The sequence below is a fragment of the Psychrobacter sp. NPDC078929 genome (assembly GCF_050267985.1).
GTDB lineage: Bacteria > Pseudomonadota > Gammaproteobacteria > Pseudomonadales > Moraxellaceae > Psychrobacter.
Map to the genome: position 1 here is coordinate 39,406 of NZ_JBNNFX010000005.1, position 15,046 is coordinate 54,451.

Below are 15,046 nucleotides of genomic sequence, written 5' to 3' on the forward strand. Positions count from 1 at the left end.
ATTTGCGTGTGTAATAGGTTTTATTGCCGTTCGCAATGTAAATAATTCAGCTATACATCATATAAGCTTGTAGCCAGAAACATAAATTCCTTTCAGACATATCCATATCCAAACACAGCATAAATTTTCATAACGAAAGTTAGGTAGCCTATGCGTATCAAATTTAATGCCCAGTCGCTAGTACGCTACTTATTATCTAGCGACGGCTTTCTTCTCAGTTTTGTACATTTAATCGCTTTTGCATTTTTGCTCATCTCTTCCAACCATTCTTTTTATAAGAGGTTTTAATAACTATATGTCTCAAACTCAAAGCCAAACCCAATCACAATTCAAATCAAAGCTGGTTCCACCACATGGTAGTGCAGAGCTTAAGCCACTATTATTAAACGGTGCAGCACGTGATCAAGCATTAGAGCTTGCCAGCACATTGCCGACCATCACTCTAAGCTCACGTGAGCGTGGTGATTTAATCATGTTCGGTATTGGTGGTTTTACTCCGTTAAATGGTTTTATGAATCAAGCGGACTGGCAGGGCGTGGTAGACAACATGCGTCTGCAAAGCGGTGAAAACGCTGGCTTGTTTTGGCCAATTCCTATCACTTTGTCTGCGCCAAAAGAAACTGCGGATAATTTGAGTCAAGGCGACAAAGTAGCCTTGGTCGCTCAAGATGGCGAAGTCATGGGTATCTTGACGGTAGAAGAGACTTATACCATCGATAAAGAACATGAGTGTCAGCAAGTATTCACGACCACGGATTCAGAGCATCCGGGCGTACAGCAAGTATTGAGCCAAGAAGCCATCAATATTGCCGGTAGCGTTGAAGTATTAAGCGAAGGTGAGTTCCCAGCACTATATCCAGAAATCTACAAAACGCCAGCAGAAACACGCGCAATTTTAGATGCTAAAGGCTGGAAAACAGTGGCTGCATTCCAAACGCGTAATCCAATGCACCGCTCACATGAGTATTTGGCCAAGATTGCGATTGAGATCTGTGATGGTGTGTTGATTCATTCATTATTAGGGGCATTGAAACCTGGCGACATCCCAGCAGAAGTTCGTCAAGAAGCCATCAAAACCTTGATCGACAACTACTTTAGACAAGATACCGTTATCCAAGCAGGCTATCCGTTGGATATGCGCTATGCTGGCCCACGTGAGGCATTATTACATGCGCTATTCCGTCAAAACTATGGCTGTAGCCATCTGATTGTTGGTCGTGACCATGCGGGTGTCGGCGATTACTACGGTGCGTTTGATGCGCAAACGATTTTTGAGCACGTTGGTAAAGATGACCTTATCACTCAGCCGCTCAAAATTGGCTGGACGTTCTGGTGTAATGCTTGTAATGCGATGGCCTCTGACAAGACTTGCCCGCATGACGCCTCTGAACACGTTAAAGTGTCAGGTACTAAGCTGCGTAAAGCACTATCAGAAGATGAAGATGTACCAGATAACTTTAGCCGTCCAGAAGTACTACAAATTTTGCGTGACTACTATGCCGGCATTGCAAAAGAAGAGCGTGCTGAAGTTAAATTAACGGGTGCATCTGCGGTATAAGGGCAGATCATCAGGATAAATAACTCGTACTAAGCCAGTTATAAAAAAGGTGTCAGACTTATAGTCTGGCACCTTTTTGTTTTTATCATCATGTTTAAAATGGAAAACAACTTAACGCATACTAGCGCTGTCTCTTAAATCTCCAAGCCTTCTGCCAGCTTCTTATATTCTCCAGCAAGAGAGCCACCACCTGAGCAAAAATAGTTCAGTGCATACTTATCTGGGCTGTCGATGATGAGGGAGTCGTCCTTAAATTGGAAAAAAGCCGTGCTGCCATTTACCTTTGACTGAAAAATCATACCATGAGCAGTATCTTGGCCCATCAATGTCGCCTTACTATCGAAGTGACAAGTAGGTTTTTTGATATCGCTGCGTGAACGAACTTTAATGTCAATCTGTCGATCACCATCTGCTCGTACCATCACGCCAACCCAATCATAGCCTTGTACTCGTTTATCGTAGTCGGCAGTAGCGTAATCCGCTGAAACCTTGTCTGTTGAAACCTTGTCTGCTGAGACATTGTCACCCAAATCATTATTTTGAATAGCTGGCAAAGTAGATGTTGTACTGGCAACTGATTTAACCGTGCTGTGGTTAGCGCTGTTCACAGTGGGCGACATACTATTACAGCCTGTTAAAGCAGCTAGGGTAGAGGTCAACATTATTAGCCCTACAATAGAACGAAATTGACGGTATAAAAGAGTCATATAAGGGCCTTTGGTCAAGTAGGAGGGTAAGGTTTGCATAGCATCAGGATAATGAAAGTATCATTAATACAGCAAACTTCATGACGTACAAATAATGGTACAGCCTACCCAAATCATAGTCTACTTAATAAACCTGCCAGCAGTTATGTACCTCCTTTTATGCTTGATGCTGCAAAACGATTGCTCCTATCACTTATGCCAACTTCACTAGTCGATAAGCTAATTCGTCACTAAGCGTTTGCTATTTATGCTGCTAGCATAGCTTGCATCATCCCGACAACCGAACTCAAAAAATTGTAGGCCCTGTGATGATGGTCAAGATTTTGACAAAACGCTTCTAATACTTTTATCGAGAGAATCATGCAAAAAAAATTCCAACAAATCAGCATTGCTAGCATTCAATCAACTAATAATAAGCCTGTAAAAGCGCGTGTACTTGCCACCAGCGGCATGCTCGCAGCAGCGATGATAATGACAGGCTGCAGTCCAACAGAAGCGACGCAAAATGACGCGACGAATAATGCAAGTGGCGAGACGCAAGATGTCAATTTACTCAACGTTTCCTATGATGTATCTCGCGACTTTTATAAAGACTACAACACTTTATTCAGTACCGACTATCAGAAGACTCACCCAAATAGCAAAGTAAATATCAATCAATCACATGGCGGCTCTAGTAAGCAGGCGCTCTCTGTCGCCAATGGTCTACAAGCCGATGTAGTGACCTTTAACCAAGAGAGCGATATGAATCTGTTGGTGGAGAAAGGTTTGGTCGCTGCTGACTGGCAGCAAGCACTACCAAATAATGCCGTGCCGTATACTAGCACCATGGTGCTACTGGTTCGCGCTGGTAATCCAAAAAATATCAAAGACTGGTCAGATTTGGCCCGTAATGATATCGATGTGGTCATCCCAAACCCGAAAACCAGTGGTACAGCGCGTTATGCCTTCTTGGGTGCTTATGGCTACGGCTTGCACCAATTCAAAGAAAGCAGTAATGAAAACCCTGTAAAAACCAATGATTTCATCAAAAAGCTGCTGGCAAACGTGGTTACTTATGACAATGGCGCACGCGCTGCGACGACCAGCTTTACTCAACGTGGTTTAGGTGATGTGTTGATCACGACCGAAAATGAAGCACATTTGACTGCCCAGCAATTTGCAAAGGGTAACGTTGATATTGTATACCCGAGCTATTCGATTACGATTGCCAACCCAGTAGCGGTCGTAACATCAGTGACTGAAAAATCTGGTAAGACGGAAGCGGCTAGTGCTTATCTGAAAGGTTTATGGGACAAACCTGCACAAGAGCTCATGGCAGAGATGTATATGCGTCCAAGCAACGAGCAAGTCTTAGCCGATCACAAGGATACGTTGCCTGATATAGAGACGTTTGATCCTGTGGCGGTCTTTGGCTCATGGAACCAAATTATGGATGGATTTTTTGTCGATGGCGGCCGTTTTGATCAGCTGGCGAGCACCAAGACGAGCAGCAAGTAGCCGCTGATGGTTTGATTCATATAACTGTCTATCTCGCTATTATCAGTAATAGTACATACAAGAAAGCGCATATTGGGCAGTTAGCATTTGTGCCAGTAGTGACACTGTTTATTGCCAAACCAACAGTTATACGTGACATCCAGTACGATAAATTATTGATATGTTTAGGTTTGTCCGCTTGTTATTCCCTTTTGGCAATAACATACGCATATTCATCATTAAACATAATAAGATGGCACTGTTAGCATACTTGCATTACACAACAGACATCTTTGAGGTATTTATGACAGACGTAGCTCGTTATCAACAGAAAAGTAAAACTCTTAGTGCCTTGAGTATTGCTGGCGTTGCTTTGACCCTTGGTCTAGCTGGCTGTAACAACAGTGAGACTACTGAGGCCGCAGCTGATGGTTCAGCGACGACAGAAGGGCAAAATATCGAGCTACTTAATGTCTCATACGATGTGGCACGTGACTTCTATAAAGACTACAACCCGTTGTTTGTTGAGCACTACAAAGCTGAAAACCCAGACAGCAATATCTTAATCAAACAGTCACATGGCGGCTCAAGTAAGCAAGCATTGTCTGTTGCCAACGGCCTACAAGCCGATGTTGCTACCATGAACCAAGGGTCTGATATTGAGCTGCTTGAGAAAAAAGGCTTGGTTGAGTCAGATTGGGAAAGCAAATTCCCAGACAATGCGGTTCCTTTTACCAGTACGATCGTATTCTTGGTGCGTAAAGACAATCCAAAAAATATCAAAGACTGGGAAGACTTGACCAAAGACGGTGTTGAGATTGTCATGGCCAATCCAAAAGTGACGGGTAACGGTCGTTATGCGTTCTTAGGTGCATACGGTTATGGTCTACATGCTTTTAATGAAGATGAAACAAAAGCTAAAGGCTACGTAAAAGACATGCTAAAAAATGTCAAAGTCTATGAAAACGGCGGACGTGCCGCGACAACGACTTTCGTACAGCGCGGTATTGGTGATGTGTTGGTTACTTTTGAAAACGAAGCCAACCTTGCAGCGACTGATTTTGGCGCAGGTCAAGTAGACATCGTTTATCCAAAATACTCAATTAAATCAGAAAGCCCTGTAGCAGTTGTGAAGACGGTAACAGATAAAAAAGGCACTACAGACGCTGCCAAAGCGTATCTTGATTACTTATGGAGTGAGCCGGCTCAGCAGCTAGCGGCCAATCTATATCTACGTCCTAGCGTTAAGAGCGTGCTTGACAAAAACGGTGACAAATTACCGCCAGTTGAGACTTTCCGCCCGAACGATGCCTTTGGTACGTGGGATGAGATCATGAGCACTTACTTCAGCGATGGCGGTGTATTTGACCAATTGGCAATTAACGCGCCTCAGTAATCACTTGCTGAGTAGTTAGAGCAGCTACTGCGCTAACTACTGCAACAGATTAACTCAGTTAATCGTACAGTCAGTCATGAAGCACCCCATAAAGGACATGGTCGTACGCACTATGTCCTTTATATCATAAGCCGACCAATAATAATTTTGATAACAATGGTAATAATGGTCTTACAGTGAGCACCCTCGCTAAGTACCATCAGTTAGGCAATAGGACATCACTATGAGTGCAACATCTTCTTCTGCCAGTAAGCCCAGCAATAAAAAAGGTTGGCTGACCCGTTTGCGTCAGCGCAATGTGCTACCCGGGTTCGGTCTGAGCATGGGTATTACTGTCTTTAGCTTGTCGTTATTGGTGGTACTACCGTTTGCTATGATGGCTTATACCACGACGCAGATGGGTTGGACGGGCTTTTGGGAAACCATTACCCAGCCACAAGTCACTGCCGCTATCAAGCTAAGCTTATGGATGTCATTTTTAGCGATGTTGACCAATATGGTATTTGGCACACTGGTCGCATGGGTGCTTGTCCGCTATGAGTTTTGGGGTAAGTCACTGATTAATGCCTTGGTTGATTTACCATTTGCACTACCAACGGCCGTTACAGGTATCTCGCTTGCCACTTTATATGCGCCTAATGGCTTGATTGGTCAATGGTTTGCCAAGTTCGATATTCAGGTTGCCTTTACGCCGATAGGTATTTGGCTAGCACTGGTTGTGGTGAGCTTTCCTTTTATTGTCCGCGCGGTGCAGCCCGTACTTGCTGAGCTATCGGTTGAGTTTGAAGAAGCGGCTGCGGTACTGGGTGCTAATCGTTTGACGACTTTTCGTAAAGTGATTTTGCCAGAGCTATTGCCTGCTTTGTTAATGGGTGCAGGTATGATGTTTGCCCGTGCCACTGGCGAGTATGGTTCAGTTATCTTTATCGCGGGCAATATTCCGATGCAGTCTGAGATTTTGCCGCTTATCATTATCAGTAAACTTGAGCAGTTTGATATTCAAGGTGCTTCTGCGGTTGCACTATTTATGCTACTCATATCATTTGTCATCTTGCTCACCATCAATATCATGCAGTGGAAACTGTCGCGCCGTGTAGGAGCTCGCTAATATGCAAATATCTAATAGCTACGACTACCAAAGCAACGCTGCGACCAAAGATACGCCATGGATACGTCGCACCTTTATTGGCATCGCTGTACTGTTTATGATCGTCATGTTGGTTGTGCCATTATTGGCGGTGTTTTATGAGGCGTTTAAAAATGGTTGGCAGTTATATATCGCCTCGCTGGTCGATCCTGAAGCTTTGCAAGCCATCAAGCTGACGCTTATCACGGCAGGAATTGTCTTACCGATTAATATGGTAATGGGCATTGCGATTGCATGGTTGGTCACGCGCTATCAGTTTAAAGGTAAGCAGCTGGTCACCACGTTGCTTGATTTACCATTTTCGGTATCACCAGTGGTTGCAGGTTTGATGTTTGTGCTGCTGTTTGGACTGAACTCTACTATTGGCGGTTGGCTTGAGAGTATGGGTTTTCAGGTCATATATGCGGTGCCTGGTATTATTCTGGCGACGCTATTTGTGACCTTTCCGTTTGTGGCACGTGAGCTGATACCATTGATGCAGACCCAAGGCGACTCTGAAGAGCAAGCAGCGTTGACCTTAGGCGCGACTGGCTGGCAGACCTTTTGGCATGTGACATTGCCTAATATTAAATGGGCGCTGCTGTATGGTTTGATTTTGACCAATGCACGTGCGATGGGCGAGTTTGGTGCGGTCAGTGTGGTATCTGGTCACATTCGCGGCGAGACTAACACCATGCCGCTATTGGTTGAGATTGCCTATAACGATTATAACTTTACCGCTGCGTTTGCCTTATCGAGCATATTGGCTGCACTTGCCTTAGTGACGCTACTGATTCAGCAAGTCATGACCAAGATACAAGAGCGTAAATTTGCCAAGTCTGAGCGGCTTGCCAGTGCACCTGAGCTGCCAGTAAGTGCTAACGCCACTGCCGCCACTGAATCGACGAGTGCGGACAGTACTGGCAAGGTATAACTGCCATTATCTGATAAATGATGTTAATACTATTGATGCAGTCGCTATTCAGCTACTTGCCACGATACGACAAAAGATATAATAAGAGATACGATTATGAGCATTGAGATTCGCAACGTTAATAAAAAATTCGGCAATTTTACGGCTTTGGACAATATCAATATCACTGTGCCGACTGGCAAGCTGACGACGTTACTAGGTCCATCAGGCTGCGGTAAGACTACCTTGCTACGTATTATCGCAGGTCTAGAATATGCTGACTCTGGACAGGTATTGTTCGATGAGCTGGATGTGACCAATACTCCAGTCCAAAAGCGCCATATTGGCTTTATGTTTCAGCATTATGCACTGTTTCGCCATAAAAATATCGCGGACAATGTGGCGTTTGGATTGACCTTGTTGCCAAAAAACGAACGCCCAAGCAAAGCTGATATCAATAAGCGTGTGGCAGAGCTCTTAGACCTTGTACAGCTACCACAAGTTGCCAATGCTTATCCACATCAGCTATCAGGTGGTCAGCGTCAGCGCATTGCCTTAGCACGTGCACTTGCTGTCAAACCGAAGCTGTTGCTGCTAGATGAGCCGTTTGGTGCACTAGATGCCAAAGTCCGTAAAGAGCTGCGCACATGGCTAAAAAACATCCACCACGAGCTTGGTATCACCAGTATCATGGTAACGCACGATCAAGAAGAGGCACGTGCGGTATCAGATGAGATCGTCGTGATGAATCAGGGCCGAGTAGAGCAGGTAGGCACTTCAGAAGAGCTAATACACCAGCCAGCCAATGCCTTTATTAGCGACTTCTTAGATCTTGTATAAGCATTTGATCTAGCGCAATTTAAGTCAAATTATCAATAGTTGAGCAAAAAAAAGACCTACGAAAGTAGGTCTTTTTTGGTCTGGAGCATTGCCGCAGATTTATGGTCTTTAACGCTTTTTATAAAGCACAGTCAAAGAACCAAAAATCTAAGCGGACACTAGTGTCTAAGCAAGATCTGATACATCTCTACTAGTGCCTCTAGGAGTGATTTGCTCGTAGGTGATGTCCAAGATATCTTGACACCAATCTGGTAAATCATCAGCGACCTCATACCACATCCAAGTACCATCACGTACACAGCTCAAAATACCCAATTTTTTCAAATGGTTTAGGTGGCGTGATATCGTTGGTTGTGGCTGGTCAAGCATATCTACCAAATCACCCACGCAACGTGCTTCTTTTTTAAAAAGAATTTGAAATATTTTTAGACGTGTCGGATCAGATAGGACTTTGAATAAATCGATAGGTCGTATCGTAAAATTATTATCAGACATAGGTGAATTCCAATGGGCTTCGTTAATAGGGGTTCAATATAACAGCAGTTATCTACAAAATCGATTAAAAAATAATCAAATTTACAGTTCATCGTCAATTCACTACCTTTGACAATATTCGGTTACACGCACACTTATATCCACTTACATAAATGAACTGCCTGTAATATAAGGATACTGTCTCGAAAAATAAATATATCGAATGTGATTGAAAATGATAATAATTATCGTTATTATACTGCAAGCGATAAACGTGATTTCAACGACTAAGTTTTCATTGCTAAAAAACAGTAAATTATCCGTTTATCAATGACACTTATCACAAAGGTTTTTATATAAGTGTCGTATGCTGTCATTATCGAATAGTGGTATTCCGAGGAGCCAATCCATGTACGTATGTATCTGCAACAACGTAAAAGAAAAGCAAATCAAAGCAGCTATTGCTGCAGGTGTTGATACGCTCGATGGTCTAAAAGATACGCTCGATGTAGCAACGTGCTGTGGCTGTTGTGAGCCGATGGTCAATGACTACCTAGATGAACACCATGCAAAACTCGATAATCTAGCATACGCTGTTTAAATATTATCAATCATATACCTTGTAATATAATACGATAAAATATATTCAATATTCTGCATCTAAATTTATTATACATAAAGGGTCGGGTGCAAGCGTCCATATAATCTCACTCAAACGCCAACATGTTACATAACACATATCAATACTAGTTGTAGCTAATTATGATTCTCAATTAGCATCTTATTCTTAGTTCATAACGTTACACCCTATACTGCGCCTGTATGCTACTATATTTACCTGAGATTAGAAGCCATTTTATTGATTTTGATTTTACTGATCAGTTTGCCAATTATGCTATCCTTATATAATAAATTGTGGATGTATGGTGATCGGTAAAAATAAATAGGGGAGTACGCGTTATGATAGGTAGCCAGAAAGTCATTGATTATTTGAATTTCTTACTAGGTGGTGAGCTTGCCGCTCGTGACCAATATTTTATTCATTCAGAGATGTACGCTGAGTGGCACTATGGCAAGTTATACGACCGTATCCATCATGAAATGGAAGACGAAACGCTACACGCACAGAATATCATTCGCCGTATCTTGATGTTGAGTGGCACGCCAAAGATGTCGGTCGACGCTATCCATATTGGTGCGACTGTCCCTGAGATGTTGCAGTTTGACCTAGATTTAGAGTACCAAGTACAAAAGCATCTAAAAGAAGGCATCGCACTTTGCGAAGCAGAGCATGACTATGTCACGCGTGAGATGTTGGTCGAGCAGTTGAAAGATACCGAAGAAGATCATGCGCATTGGCTTGAGCAGCAGCTCCGTCTCATCGACATGATTGGTCTACCGAATTACCTACAAAGCCAAATGGCTGAAGTCACTCCTAATATTGTCTGATATCATCCTACGTATGAATAGCATTCACAGTATTTAGCATAAATAATAGAGATAAAAGGAGAAAGGTAATGACAGGGGATAAAGAAGTTATTCGCGCGTTAAATAAAGTACTTGGGCAGTCATTGATTGCCATCAACCAGTATTTTTTGCATGCACGTATTGCACGTCATTGGGGATTAGAGGCGCTTAATGACTCATTATATAAGCAGTCTATTGCTGAGATGAAATGGTCAGATGACCTAATTGCTCGTATTTTACTGTTAGGCGGTTTGCCAAACTTGCAGGAACTGGGCAAGGTGTTGGTCGGTGAAGACGTACCAGAAATTATCGAGTGCAACTTACGTCTTGAGAGACAAAAGTTCGATATTATTACCGATGCCGTCACCTTGTGTGAAACAAAGTCTGACTATGTCTCTCGCCAGCTATTAGTCACGTTAAAAGATGGCAATGAAGAGTATGAAGATTGGTTAGAGACGCAGCAGGACTTAATCGAGAGTATTGGTGTAGAGCGCTACATCCAATCGCAAATGAGTGATGATGACGCATAATAGTATTAACTATTGATGTAAGTCGTAATAAAAAGCCAGTATGAGATTGATAATCCAATCGCTTACTGGCTTTTCTCTGTCTATAGATAAGCTATTTTTAACGTTTCGGCTATATAGAATAGAGATGTGTCGTACGTAAAGTCTCACTTAATAGAAAGCTTTTCTCGATTGAAGACACGCCCTAGTATAAACCGCGGCCATCCTCAGGTTTTAAACGTAAAAAATACAGCCCCGAGAGAATGGTCAAAATGCCCAATATCCAATAAGTGGTTTGGAACGCTACTAGTGTATCCATCTGTAGACGCTCACGTAATAGATTCAATACAGCAGCACCGAACGCAATACCAAAGCTAATCGCCAACTGCTGATTAACTGCCATTAAGCTGTTACCACTACTGGTTTGTGTGCCCTGTAAATCGCCAATCGTAATCGTATTCATCGCACTGAACTGCATGGAGTTACAGGCACCCATGATGGTCAGAATAGGTATAAACCATAGCCACTGCGAGGCATCATTAAACTGCGCTAGCACAATGATAAGCGAACCCATAAACAAGGTATTGTAGACCAGCACCTTACGATAGCTAAACCGCTGAATAATCTTGCTAACCCAAGGTTTGATACCTATAGCACCAACCGCAATCGGGGCAAGTAGCCAACCTGCCTGCGAAGGTGAGTACTCAAACACCACTTGTAGTAATAAGGGCAGCAAAAAGGGCACGGCACTGATACCAAGCCGCGTAAACAAGTTGCCTGTAATACCGATTCGAAAAGTACGAATATCAAACAAGCTGAGTGGAAACAGGGGAGCTGCTCGCCGTTTGGCATGCCAGATGTACGCGCCGATCAATAGACTTGCACCTAACCCGAGTAATAGCCCATAAATCCCGCGACCTGTCTGTGAACCAAACTCGACAGCCAGTGTGAATCCGCAAGCAGCGGCGGCAAACAATACAAACCCTGTCCAATCAAGACGCTTGGTATCTTCATAGAGTGCTGGAACCAGTTTTTTGCCCATGATAAAACCTGCCACACCCATCGGTATATTAATCAAAAATATCCAATGCCAGCTGGCATACTGCACGATATAGCCGCCCAATACCGGACCGACCAGTGGTGCAACCAACGCTGGTATTACAGCAAAATTCATCACAGTGAGCAGCTTATTGCGCGGATAAGACTTAACCAATATCAAACGAGCGACAGGCGTCATCATGGCACCACCGATACCCTGTACCACACGTGAAGCAACCAAAAAGTCTAACGTTTGCGACGCCGCGCACAGTAATGAGCCAACACAAAAAATGATGACCGCGGATAAAAATACGCGGCGTGTGCCATACTTATCCGCTAAAAAACCACTGATAGGGATAAAAATCGCCAAGGTTAATGCATAGCTGATGACGGCCCATTGCATCTTCAATGGTGACTCACCCAGTGCTTGCGCCATTTGTGGCAACGAGGTATTCAAAATAGTAGCGTCTAAAATCTGCATAAATAGCGCTACCGCTAGCACATAGGGTAAGTATTTATCTTGAGTCGGGGTGAGCGTTACCATGTGAGTCCCATTGAACGTCTCGTTATGAAGTAAGAAAATAGCGGATTTGCGAACAGATCACTATGCAAGCTGAGTAGTATAAGAAAGCCTAGCTCATAATAAAAGTGACTCAAAGTAACTGATATAAGATAACTTATATAAGAGCAACGATGCGAAGGGTAGCTAATAAAAAGGCAAAGAGGCGAAATATGACAAGAAATTCGATGCGTGCTAATAGCTCCTCTGTATTTACTCTGGCAGTAGAAACACAACATTGATTACAAGAGAGGACTTTAAAGTCGTTACGAGTTCTCGTTATAGTAAACCTTCACGGCAGTCATAAATACAAACCGAGGATAAATTATGAGTCAAGATAATAATAAATACGTACCACCAAAAGTTTGGACGCAAGATAAAGACAACGGCGGCAAGTTTGCTAGTATTAATAGTCCAACGTCTGGAGCTCGCTATGATAAAGAGCTGCCCGTTGGTGATGCTCCGTTACAGCTGTACTCGTTAAATACACCAAATGGTGTTAAGGTAAACATACTATTAGAAGAGCTGGCCGAACTTGGTATTGATGGGGCAGCATATGATGCCTATAAAATCGATATTTCTAAAGGTGAGCAGTTTGGCTCAGGGTTCGTAGAGATAAACCCCAATTCAAAGATTCCAGCCTTGGTCGATCATTCTACTGATACAGCGGGGGAGCCGATAGCACTCTTTGAGTCAGGCGCTATCCTAATGTATCTAGCAGAAAAGTTTGATAAATTTCTGCCACTGGCTACTGGCAAAGCGAGAGCGGATTGTCTGTCGTGGATCATGTGGCAAATGGGTAGTGCGCCTTTTTTAGGTGGCGGCTTCGGACATTTCTATGCCTATGCACCAGAGCCGTTAGAATATCCAATTAATCGTTATACCATGGAGACTAAACGTCAGCTTGATGTATTAGATACCCATCTAAAAGACAGTGAGTATTTATGCGGTAATGATGAGGCTGATTATAATATTGCCGATATGATTATTTGGGCATGGTATGGACAGTTGGTACTTGGCAAGCTATATGACGCGGCAGAGTTTTTGCAAGTACAAGACTACAAACACATACAGCGCTGGGCGAAAAAAATTGCTGAGAGACCTGCCGTTAAGCGTGCTGTGGAGCTAGAACTAAAGCCAATCGATTAATTATTAGCACGAGCATCATTTAATTATTTTCAATGACAGTTAGGCCGGTAAGTTTAAGTTACGCACTTATCGGCCTATTTTTATTATATTTAAAACAATAAATATTAAATCGATGACCACTTTCTTTTGTATTTACATAATGGTACATTAGCACAACAGATAGAAACATTAATGCGTTAAGATAACCGCTTATCACCGTGACAGACAGGTATTTATACTTATTTGATTGATGAGTAATGGATTATGAAACACAATAATAAAATGTGCTTACCTGTACTTGCAGCGCTTAGTACCGCTTTATTTAGTACCACCAGTATGGCCAATACATCGACTGAGTTTACTAGTCAAGACTGGCAAGTCGCTTGTGATAATACGCGTACGTGCCGGCTGGCAGGGTATCAAGCAGAGAATAACAGTGAGTTTCCGGTTTCTATATTGCTCGTACGCCGTGCAGGTGCAAATGCTGGCGTGGATGGTAAAGTAAAGCTCGGTGGCGCTAAAGACAGCTCTTCTAAAGCCTTAATGCAATTGGGTAACCGTCACCGAATATCACTATTTATTAACGATCGAAATTATGGTGAAACCAAGCCATATTCTGCAGCCGCAGGCAGTGCTGAGCTAACCCAAGCACAGGTTACAGCTCTGCTAAGCGCGCTTCAAAGGTCAAGTAAGATTACGCTAGCACTGCGTAACTCACGCTGGCAGCTTTCAGATAAAGGCGCTAGTGCAGTGATGCTAAAGGCTGATGATGTCCAAGGGCGAGTAGGTACACCAAGCGCTTTTATAAATAGCAATGAGCCCGTAAAATCTAATAGCAGTGTATTGCCACCCAAAGCTGTACCAGTACTGCGTTTTGTAGAGCCTAGTGGCAAGTCTGCTGCTAGCGATAAAAAGTTTGTCATGAGATCCTCTCAATTGGCCTCATTGATGAAAGGAACGATGAAAGATGCCGATGCCGACTGCCCAAATCTATCAGACAAGTCACCTTGGCGTGTCAGTCGCCTAAATGATTCACAGCTGCTCGCACAGCATGATTGTTGGACAGCTGCTTACAATGCGGGTAGTGGCGCGTGGGTGATCAATGATAGTAAGCCTTACAAGCCGACATTGGTCACAACTAGCGCCACCAATTACGACAAAGGTAAGCTTAGCTCAGTACAAAAAGGCCGCGGTATTGGCGACTGTATGAGTAAAGTCGATTGGGTGTGGACGGGCCGCGCGTTTGAGAAAAGCCATGAAAGCACCACTGGACTGTGCCGTCTTATCGAAGCGGGCGGCGCATGGCAGCTGCCGACTTATGTCACAGAAGTCAAAGTAGTACGATAGATAAATAGCCAGTAGCTCATTTACTTTGGTTATTAAATTTTGCTTTAGGTATTAAATAAATCACCTAAATTTGTTTATTATCAACACTGTTAGTGCTTATTTACTTAGTAATTGAAGAAATAGGTACATATATTTTTTTATTGTGCTATACTGCGTCGCCACGTTAGCTTAGGCTTTCGTGAATTATGAGATTGATAACATCGCCTGCGATTTTGGGTCTAGGATGACCATAAGTAATTGTTGCCGATGATTTTGTGTACTTAAATAACCTTTTAAAAATATCCGTTATTTTTGACTCATATCTTATCTACTGGCCTATAACTAGGGTCTAGATTGGTTGCTGTTTGCCTTTATCTGCTTTGGACAAAGCATTGATAATGAGCGTATATCAAGCAAGGATAAGACACTCGGCACTACCACCAAAATACGTCAGACAGCACGAACGCATTTATTATAAAGACGCTAAGCTCTATTGGCTTGGTTTCTAATTATCGACAATTTTATATTG

Annotated in this window: 14 protein-coding genes; 11 read left to right on the forward strand and 3 right to left on the reverse strand. The window is 43.0% G+C overall.

The genetic code is table 11. The features are described from left to right. Window positions 1-295 precede the first annotated feature (295 nt). The gene (gene sat / locus ACQKCG_RS04325; protein WP_101205906.1) at window positions 296-1,558 is read left to right on the forward strand and encodes a sulfate adenylyltransferase; all 1,263 of its coding nucleotides are present in this window, start codon (window positions 296-298) and stop codon (window positions 1,556-1,558) included. 134 nt (window positions 1,559-1,692) lie between these two features. On the opposite strand, the gene ACQKCG_RS04330 is transcribed toward sat, so the two are convergent. Beyond that, window positions 1,693-2,220: a hypothetical protein gene (locus ACQKCG_RS04330; protein ID WP_227522954.1), complete on the reverse strand. Its 528-nt coding sequence runs from the start codon at window positions 2,218-2,220 to the stop codon at window positions 1,693-1,695. A 405-nt stretch (window positions 2,221-2,625) separates the two neighbouring features. Between ACQKCG_RS04330 and ACQKCG_RS04335 the strand changes: the two genes are divergently transcribed. From ACQKCG_RS04335 to ACQKCG_RS04355, 5 genes are all read left to right on the forward strand, one after another. Further along, on the forward strand, window positions 2,626-3,765 hold the full coding sequence (locus tag ACQKCG_RS04335; protein ID WP_101205904.1) for a sulfate ABC transporter substrate-binding protein: 1,140 nt from the start codon (window positions 2,626-2,628) through the stop codon (window positions 3,763-3,765). Window positions 3,766-4,048: 283 nt separating this feature from the next. Next, window positions 4,049-5,140 carry a sulfate ABC transporter substrate-binding protein gene (locus ACQKCG_RS04340; protein ID WP_101205903.1) on the forward strand — a complete coding sequence of 364 codons (1,092 nt, stop codon included), beginning with the start codon at window positions 4,049-4,051 and terminating at the stop codon, window positions 5,138-5,140. 223 nt (window positions 5,141-5,363) lie between these two features. Further along, complete coding sequence (gene cysT / locus ACQKCG_RS04345) at window positions 5,364-6,248, forward strand: sulfate ABC transporter permease subunit CysT (RefSeq protein ID WP_101205902.1); 885 nt, start codon at window positions 5,364-5,366, stop codon at window positions 6,246-6,248. A 1-nt stretch (window position 6,249) separates the two neighbouring features. Then, complete coding sequence (gene cysW / locus ACQKCG_RS04350; RefSeq protein ID WP_101205901.1) at window positions 6,250-7,200, forward strand: sulfate ABC transporter permease subunit CysW; 951 nt, start codon at window positions 6,250-6,252, stop codon at window positions 7,198-7,200. Window positions 7,201-7,296: 96 nt separating this feature from the next. Continuing rightward, a complete protein-coding gene (locus ACQKCG_RS04355) occupies window positions 7,297-8,019 on the forward strand; it encodes a sulfate/molybdate ABC transporter ATP-binding protein (RefSeq protein ID WP_082624600.1) in 723 nt (240 codons plus the stop codon). A gap of 165 nt (window positions 8,020-8,184) precedes the next feature. Here the strand turns inward: ACQKCG_RS04355 and ACQKCG_RS04360 are convergent, their stop codons facing one another. Then, window positions 8,185-8,514 (reverse strand): ArsR/SmtB family transcription factor, encoded by a 330-nt coding sequence (locus ACQKCG_RS04360; RefSeq protein ID WP_057760261.1) that lies wholly within the window; start codon window positions 8,512-8,514, stop codon window positions 8,185-8,187. A gap of 388 nt (window positions 8,515-8,902) precedes the next feature. Here ACQKCG_RS04360 and ACQKCG_RS04365 point away from each other — a divergent pair, with 388 nt between their 5' ends. From ACQKCG_RS04365 to bfr (ACQKCG_RS04375), 3 genes are all read left to right on the forward strand, one after another. Beyond that, window positions 8,903-9,094 carry a (2Fe-2S)-binding protein gene (locus tag ACQKCG_RS04365; protein ID WP_101205900.1) on the forward strand — a complete coding sequence of 64 codons (192 nt, stop codon included), beginning with the start codon at window positions 8,903-8,905 and terminating at the stop codon, window positions 9,092-9,094. Window positions 9,095-9,453: 359 nt separating this feature from the next. Next, complete coding sequence (bfr, locus tag ACQKCG_RS04370; RefSeq protein WP_057760257.1) at window positions 9,454-9,942, forward strand: bacterioferritin; 489 nt, start codon at window positions 9,454-9,456, stop codon at window positions 9,940-9,942. 68 nt (window positions 9,943-10,010) lie between these two features. Then, window positions 10,011-10,490 (forward strand): bacterioferritin, encoded by a 480-nt coding sequence (bfr, locus tag ACQKCG_RS04375; protein WP_057760255.1) that lies wholly within the window; start codon window positions 10,011-10,013, stop codon window positions 10,488-10,490. A 181-nt stretch (window positions 10,491-10,671) separates the two neighbouring features. On the opposite strand, the gene ACQKCG_RS04380 is transcribed toward bfr (ACQKCG_RS04375), so the two are convergent. After that, on the reverse strand, window positions 10,672-12,048 hold the full coding sequence (locus ACQKCG_RS04380; RefSeq protein ID WP_201570950.1) for a DHA2 family efflux MFS transporter permease subunit: 1,377 nt from the start codon (window positions 12,046-12,048) through the stop codon (window positions 10,672-10,674). A 342-nt stretch (window positions 12,049-12,390) separates the two neighbouring features. On the opposite strand from ACQKCG_RS04380, the gene yghU reads away from it, so the two are divergent. After that, the gene (gene yghU, locus ACQKCG_RS04385) at window positions 12,391-13,212 is read left to right on the forward strand and encodes a glutathione-dependent disulfide-bond oxidoreductase (protein WP_427585177.1); all 822 of its coding nucleotides are present in this window, start codon (window positions 12,391-12,393) and stop codon (window positions 13,210-13,212) included. A gap of 243 nt (window positions 13,213-13,455) precedes the next feature. Continuing rightward, entirely contained in the window at window positions 13,456-14,538 is a 1,083-nt protein-coding gene (locus tag ACQKCG_RS04390; protein WP_427585178.1) for a DUF1176 domain-containing protein, read from the forward strand. Window positions 14,539-15,046 lie beyond the last annotated feature (508 nt).

Excerpts from the sequence above, each read along its gene's own strand:
- ACQKCG_RS04360 (WP_057760261.1), bottom strand. The coding sequence starts at position 8,514 with ATGTCTGATAATAATTTTACGATACGACCTATCGATTTATTCAAAGTC.
- ACQKCG_RS04380 (WP_201570950.1), bottom strand. The coding sequence starts at position 12,048 with ATGGTAACGCTCACCCCGACTCAAGATAAATACTTACCCTATGTGCTA.
- sat (WP_101205906.1), top strand. The coding sequence starts at position 296 with ATGTCTCAAACTCAAAGCCAAACCCAATCACAATTCAAATCAAAGCTG.
- cysT (WP_101205902.1), top strand. The coding sequence starts at position 5,364 with ATGAGTGCAACATCTTCTTCTGCCAGTAAGCCCAGCAATAAAAAAGGT.
- bfr (WP_057760255.1), top strand. The coding sequence starts at position 10,011 with ATGACAGGGGATAAAGAAGTTATTCGCGCGTTAAATAAAGTACTTGGG.
- ACQKCG_RS04390 (WP_427585178.1), top strand. The coding sequence starts at position 13,456 with ATGAAACACAATAATAAAATGTGCTTACCTGTACTTGCAGCGCTTAGT.
- cysW (WP_101205901.1), top strand. The coding sequence starts at position 6,250 with ATGCAAATATCTAATAGCTACGACTACCAAAGCAACGCTGCGACCAAA.
- bfr (WP_057760257.1), top strand. The coding sequence starts at position 9,454 with ATGATAGGTAGCCAGAAAGTCATTGATTATTTGAATTTCTTACTAGGT.
- ACQKCG_RS04365 (WP_101205900.1), top strand. The coding sequence starts at position 8,903 with ATGTACGTATGTATCTGCAACAACGTAAAAGAAAAGCAAATCAAAGCA.
- yghU (WP_427585177.1), top strand. The coding sequence starts at position 12,391 with ATGAGTCAAGATAATAATAAATACGTACCACCAAAAGTTTGGACGCAA.
- ACQKCG_RS04335 (WP_101205904.1), top strand. The coding sequence starts at position 2,626 with ATGCAAAAAAAATTCCAACAAATCAGCATTGCTAGCATTCAATCAACT.
- ACQKCG_RS04355 (WP_082624600.1), top strand. The coding sequence starts at position 7,297 with ATGAGCATTGAGATTCGCAACGTTAATAAAAAATTCGGCAATTTTACG.
- ACQKCG_RS04330 (WP_227522954.1), bottom strand. The coding sequence starts at position 2,220 with ATGTTGACCTCTACCCTAGCTGCTTTAACAGGCTGTAATAGTATGTCG.
- ACQKCG_RS04340 (WP_101205903.1), top strand. The coding sequence starts at position 4,049 with ATGACAGACGTAGCTCGTTATCAACAGAAAAGTAAAACTCTTAGTGCC.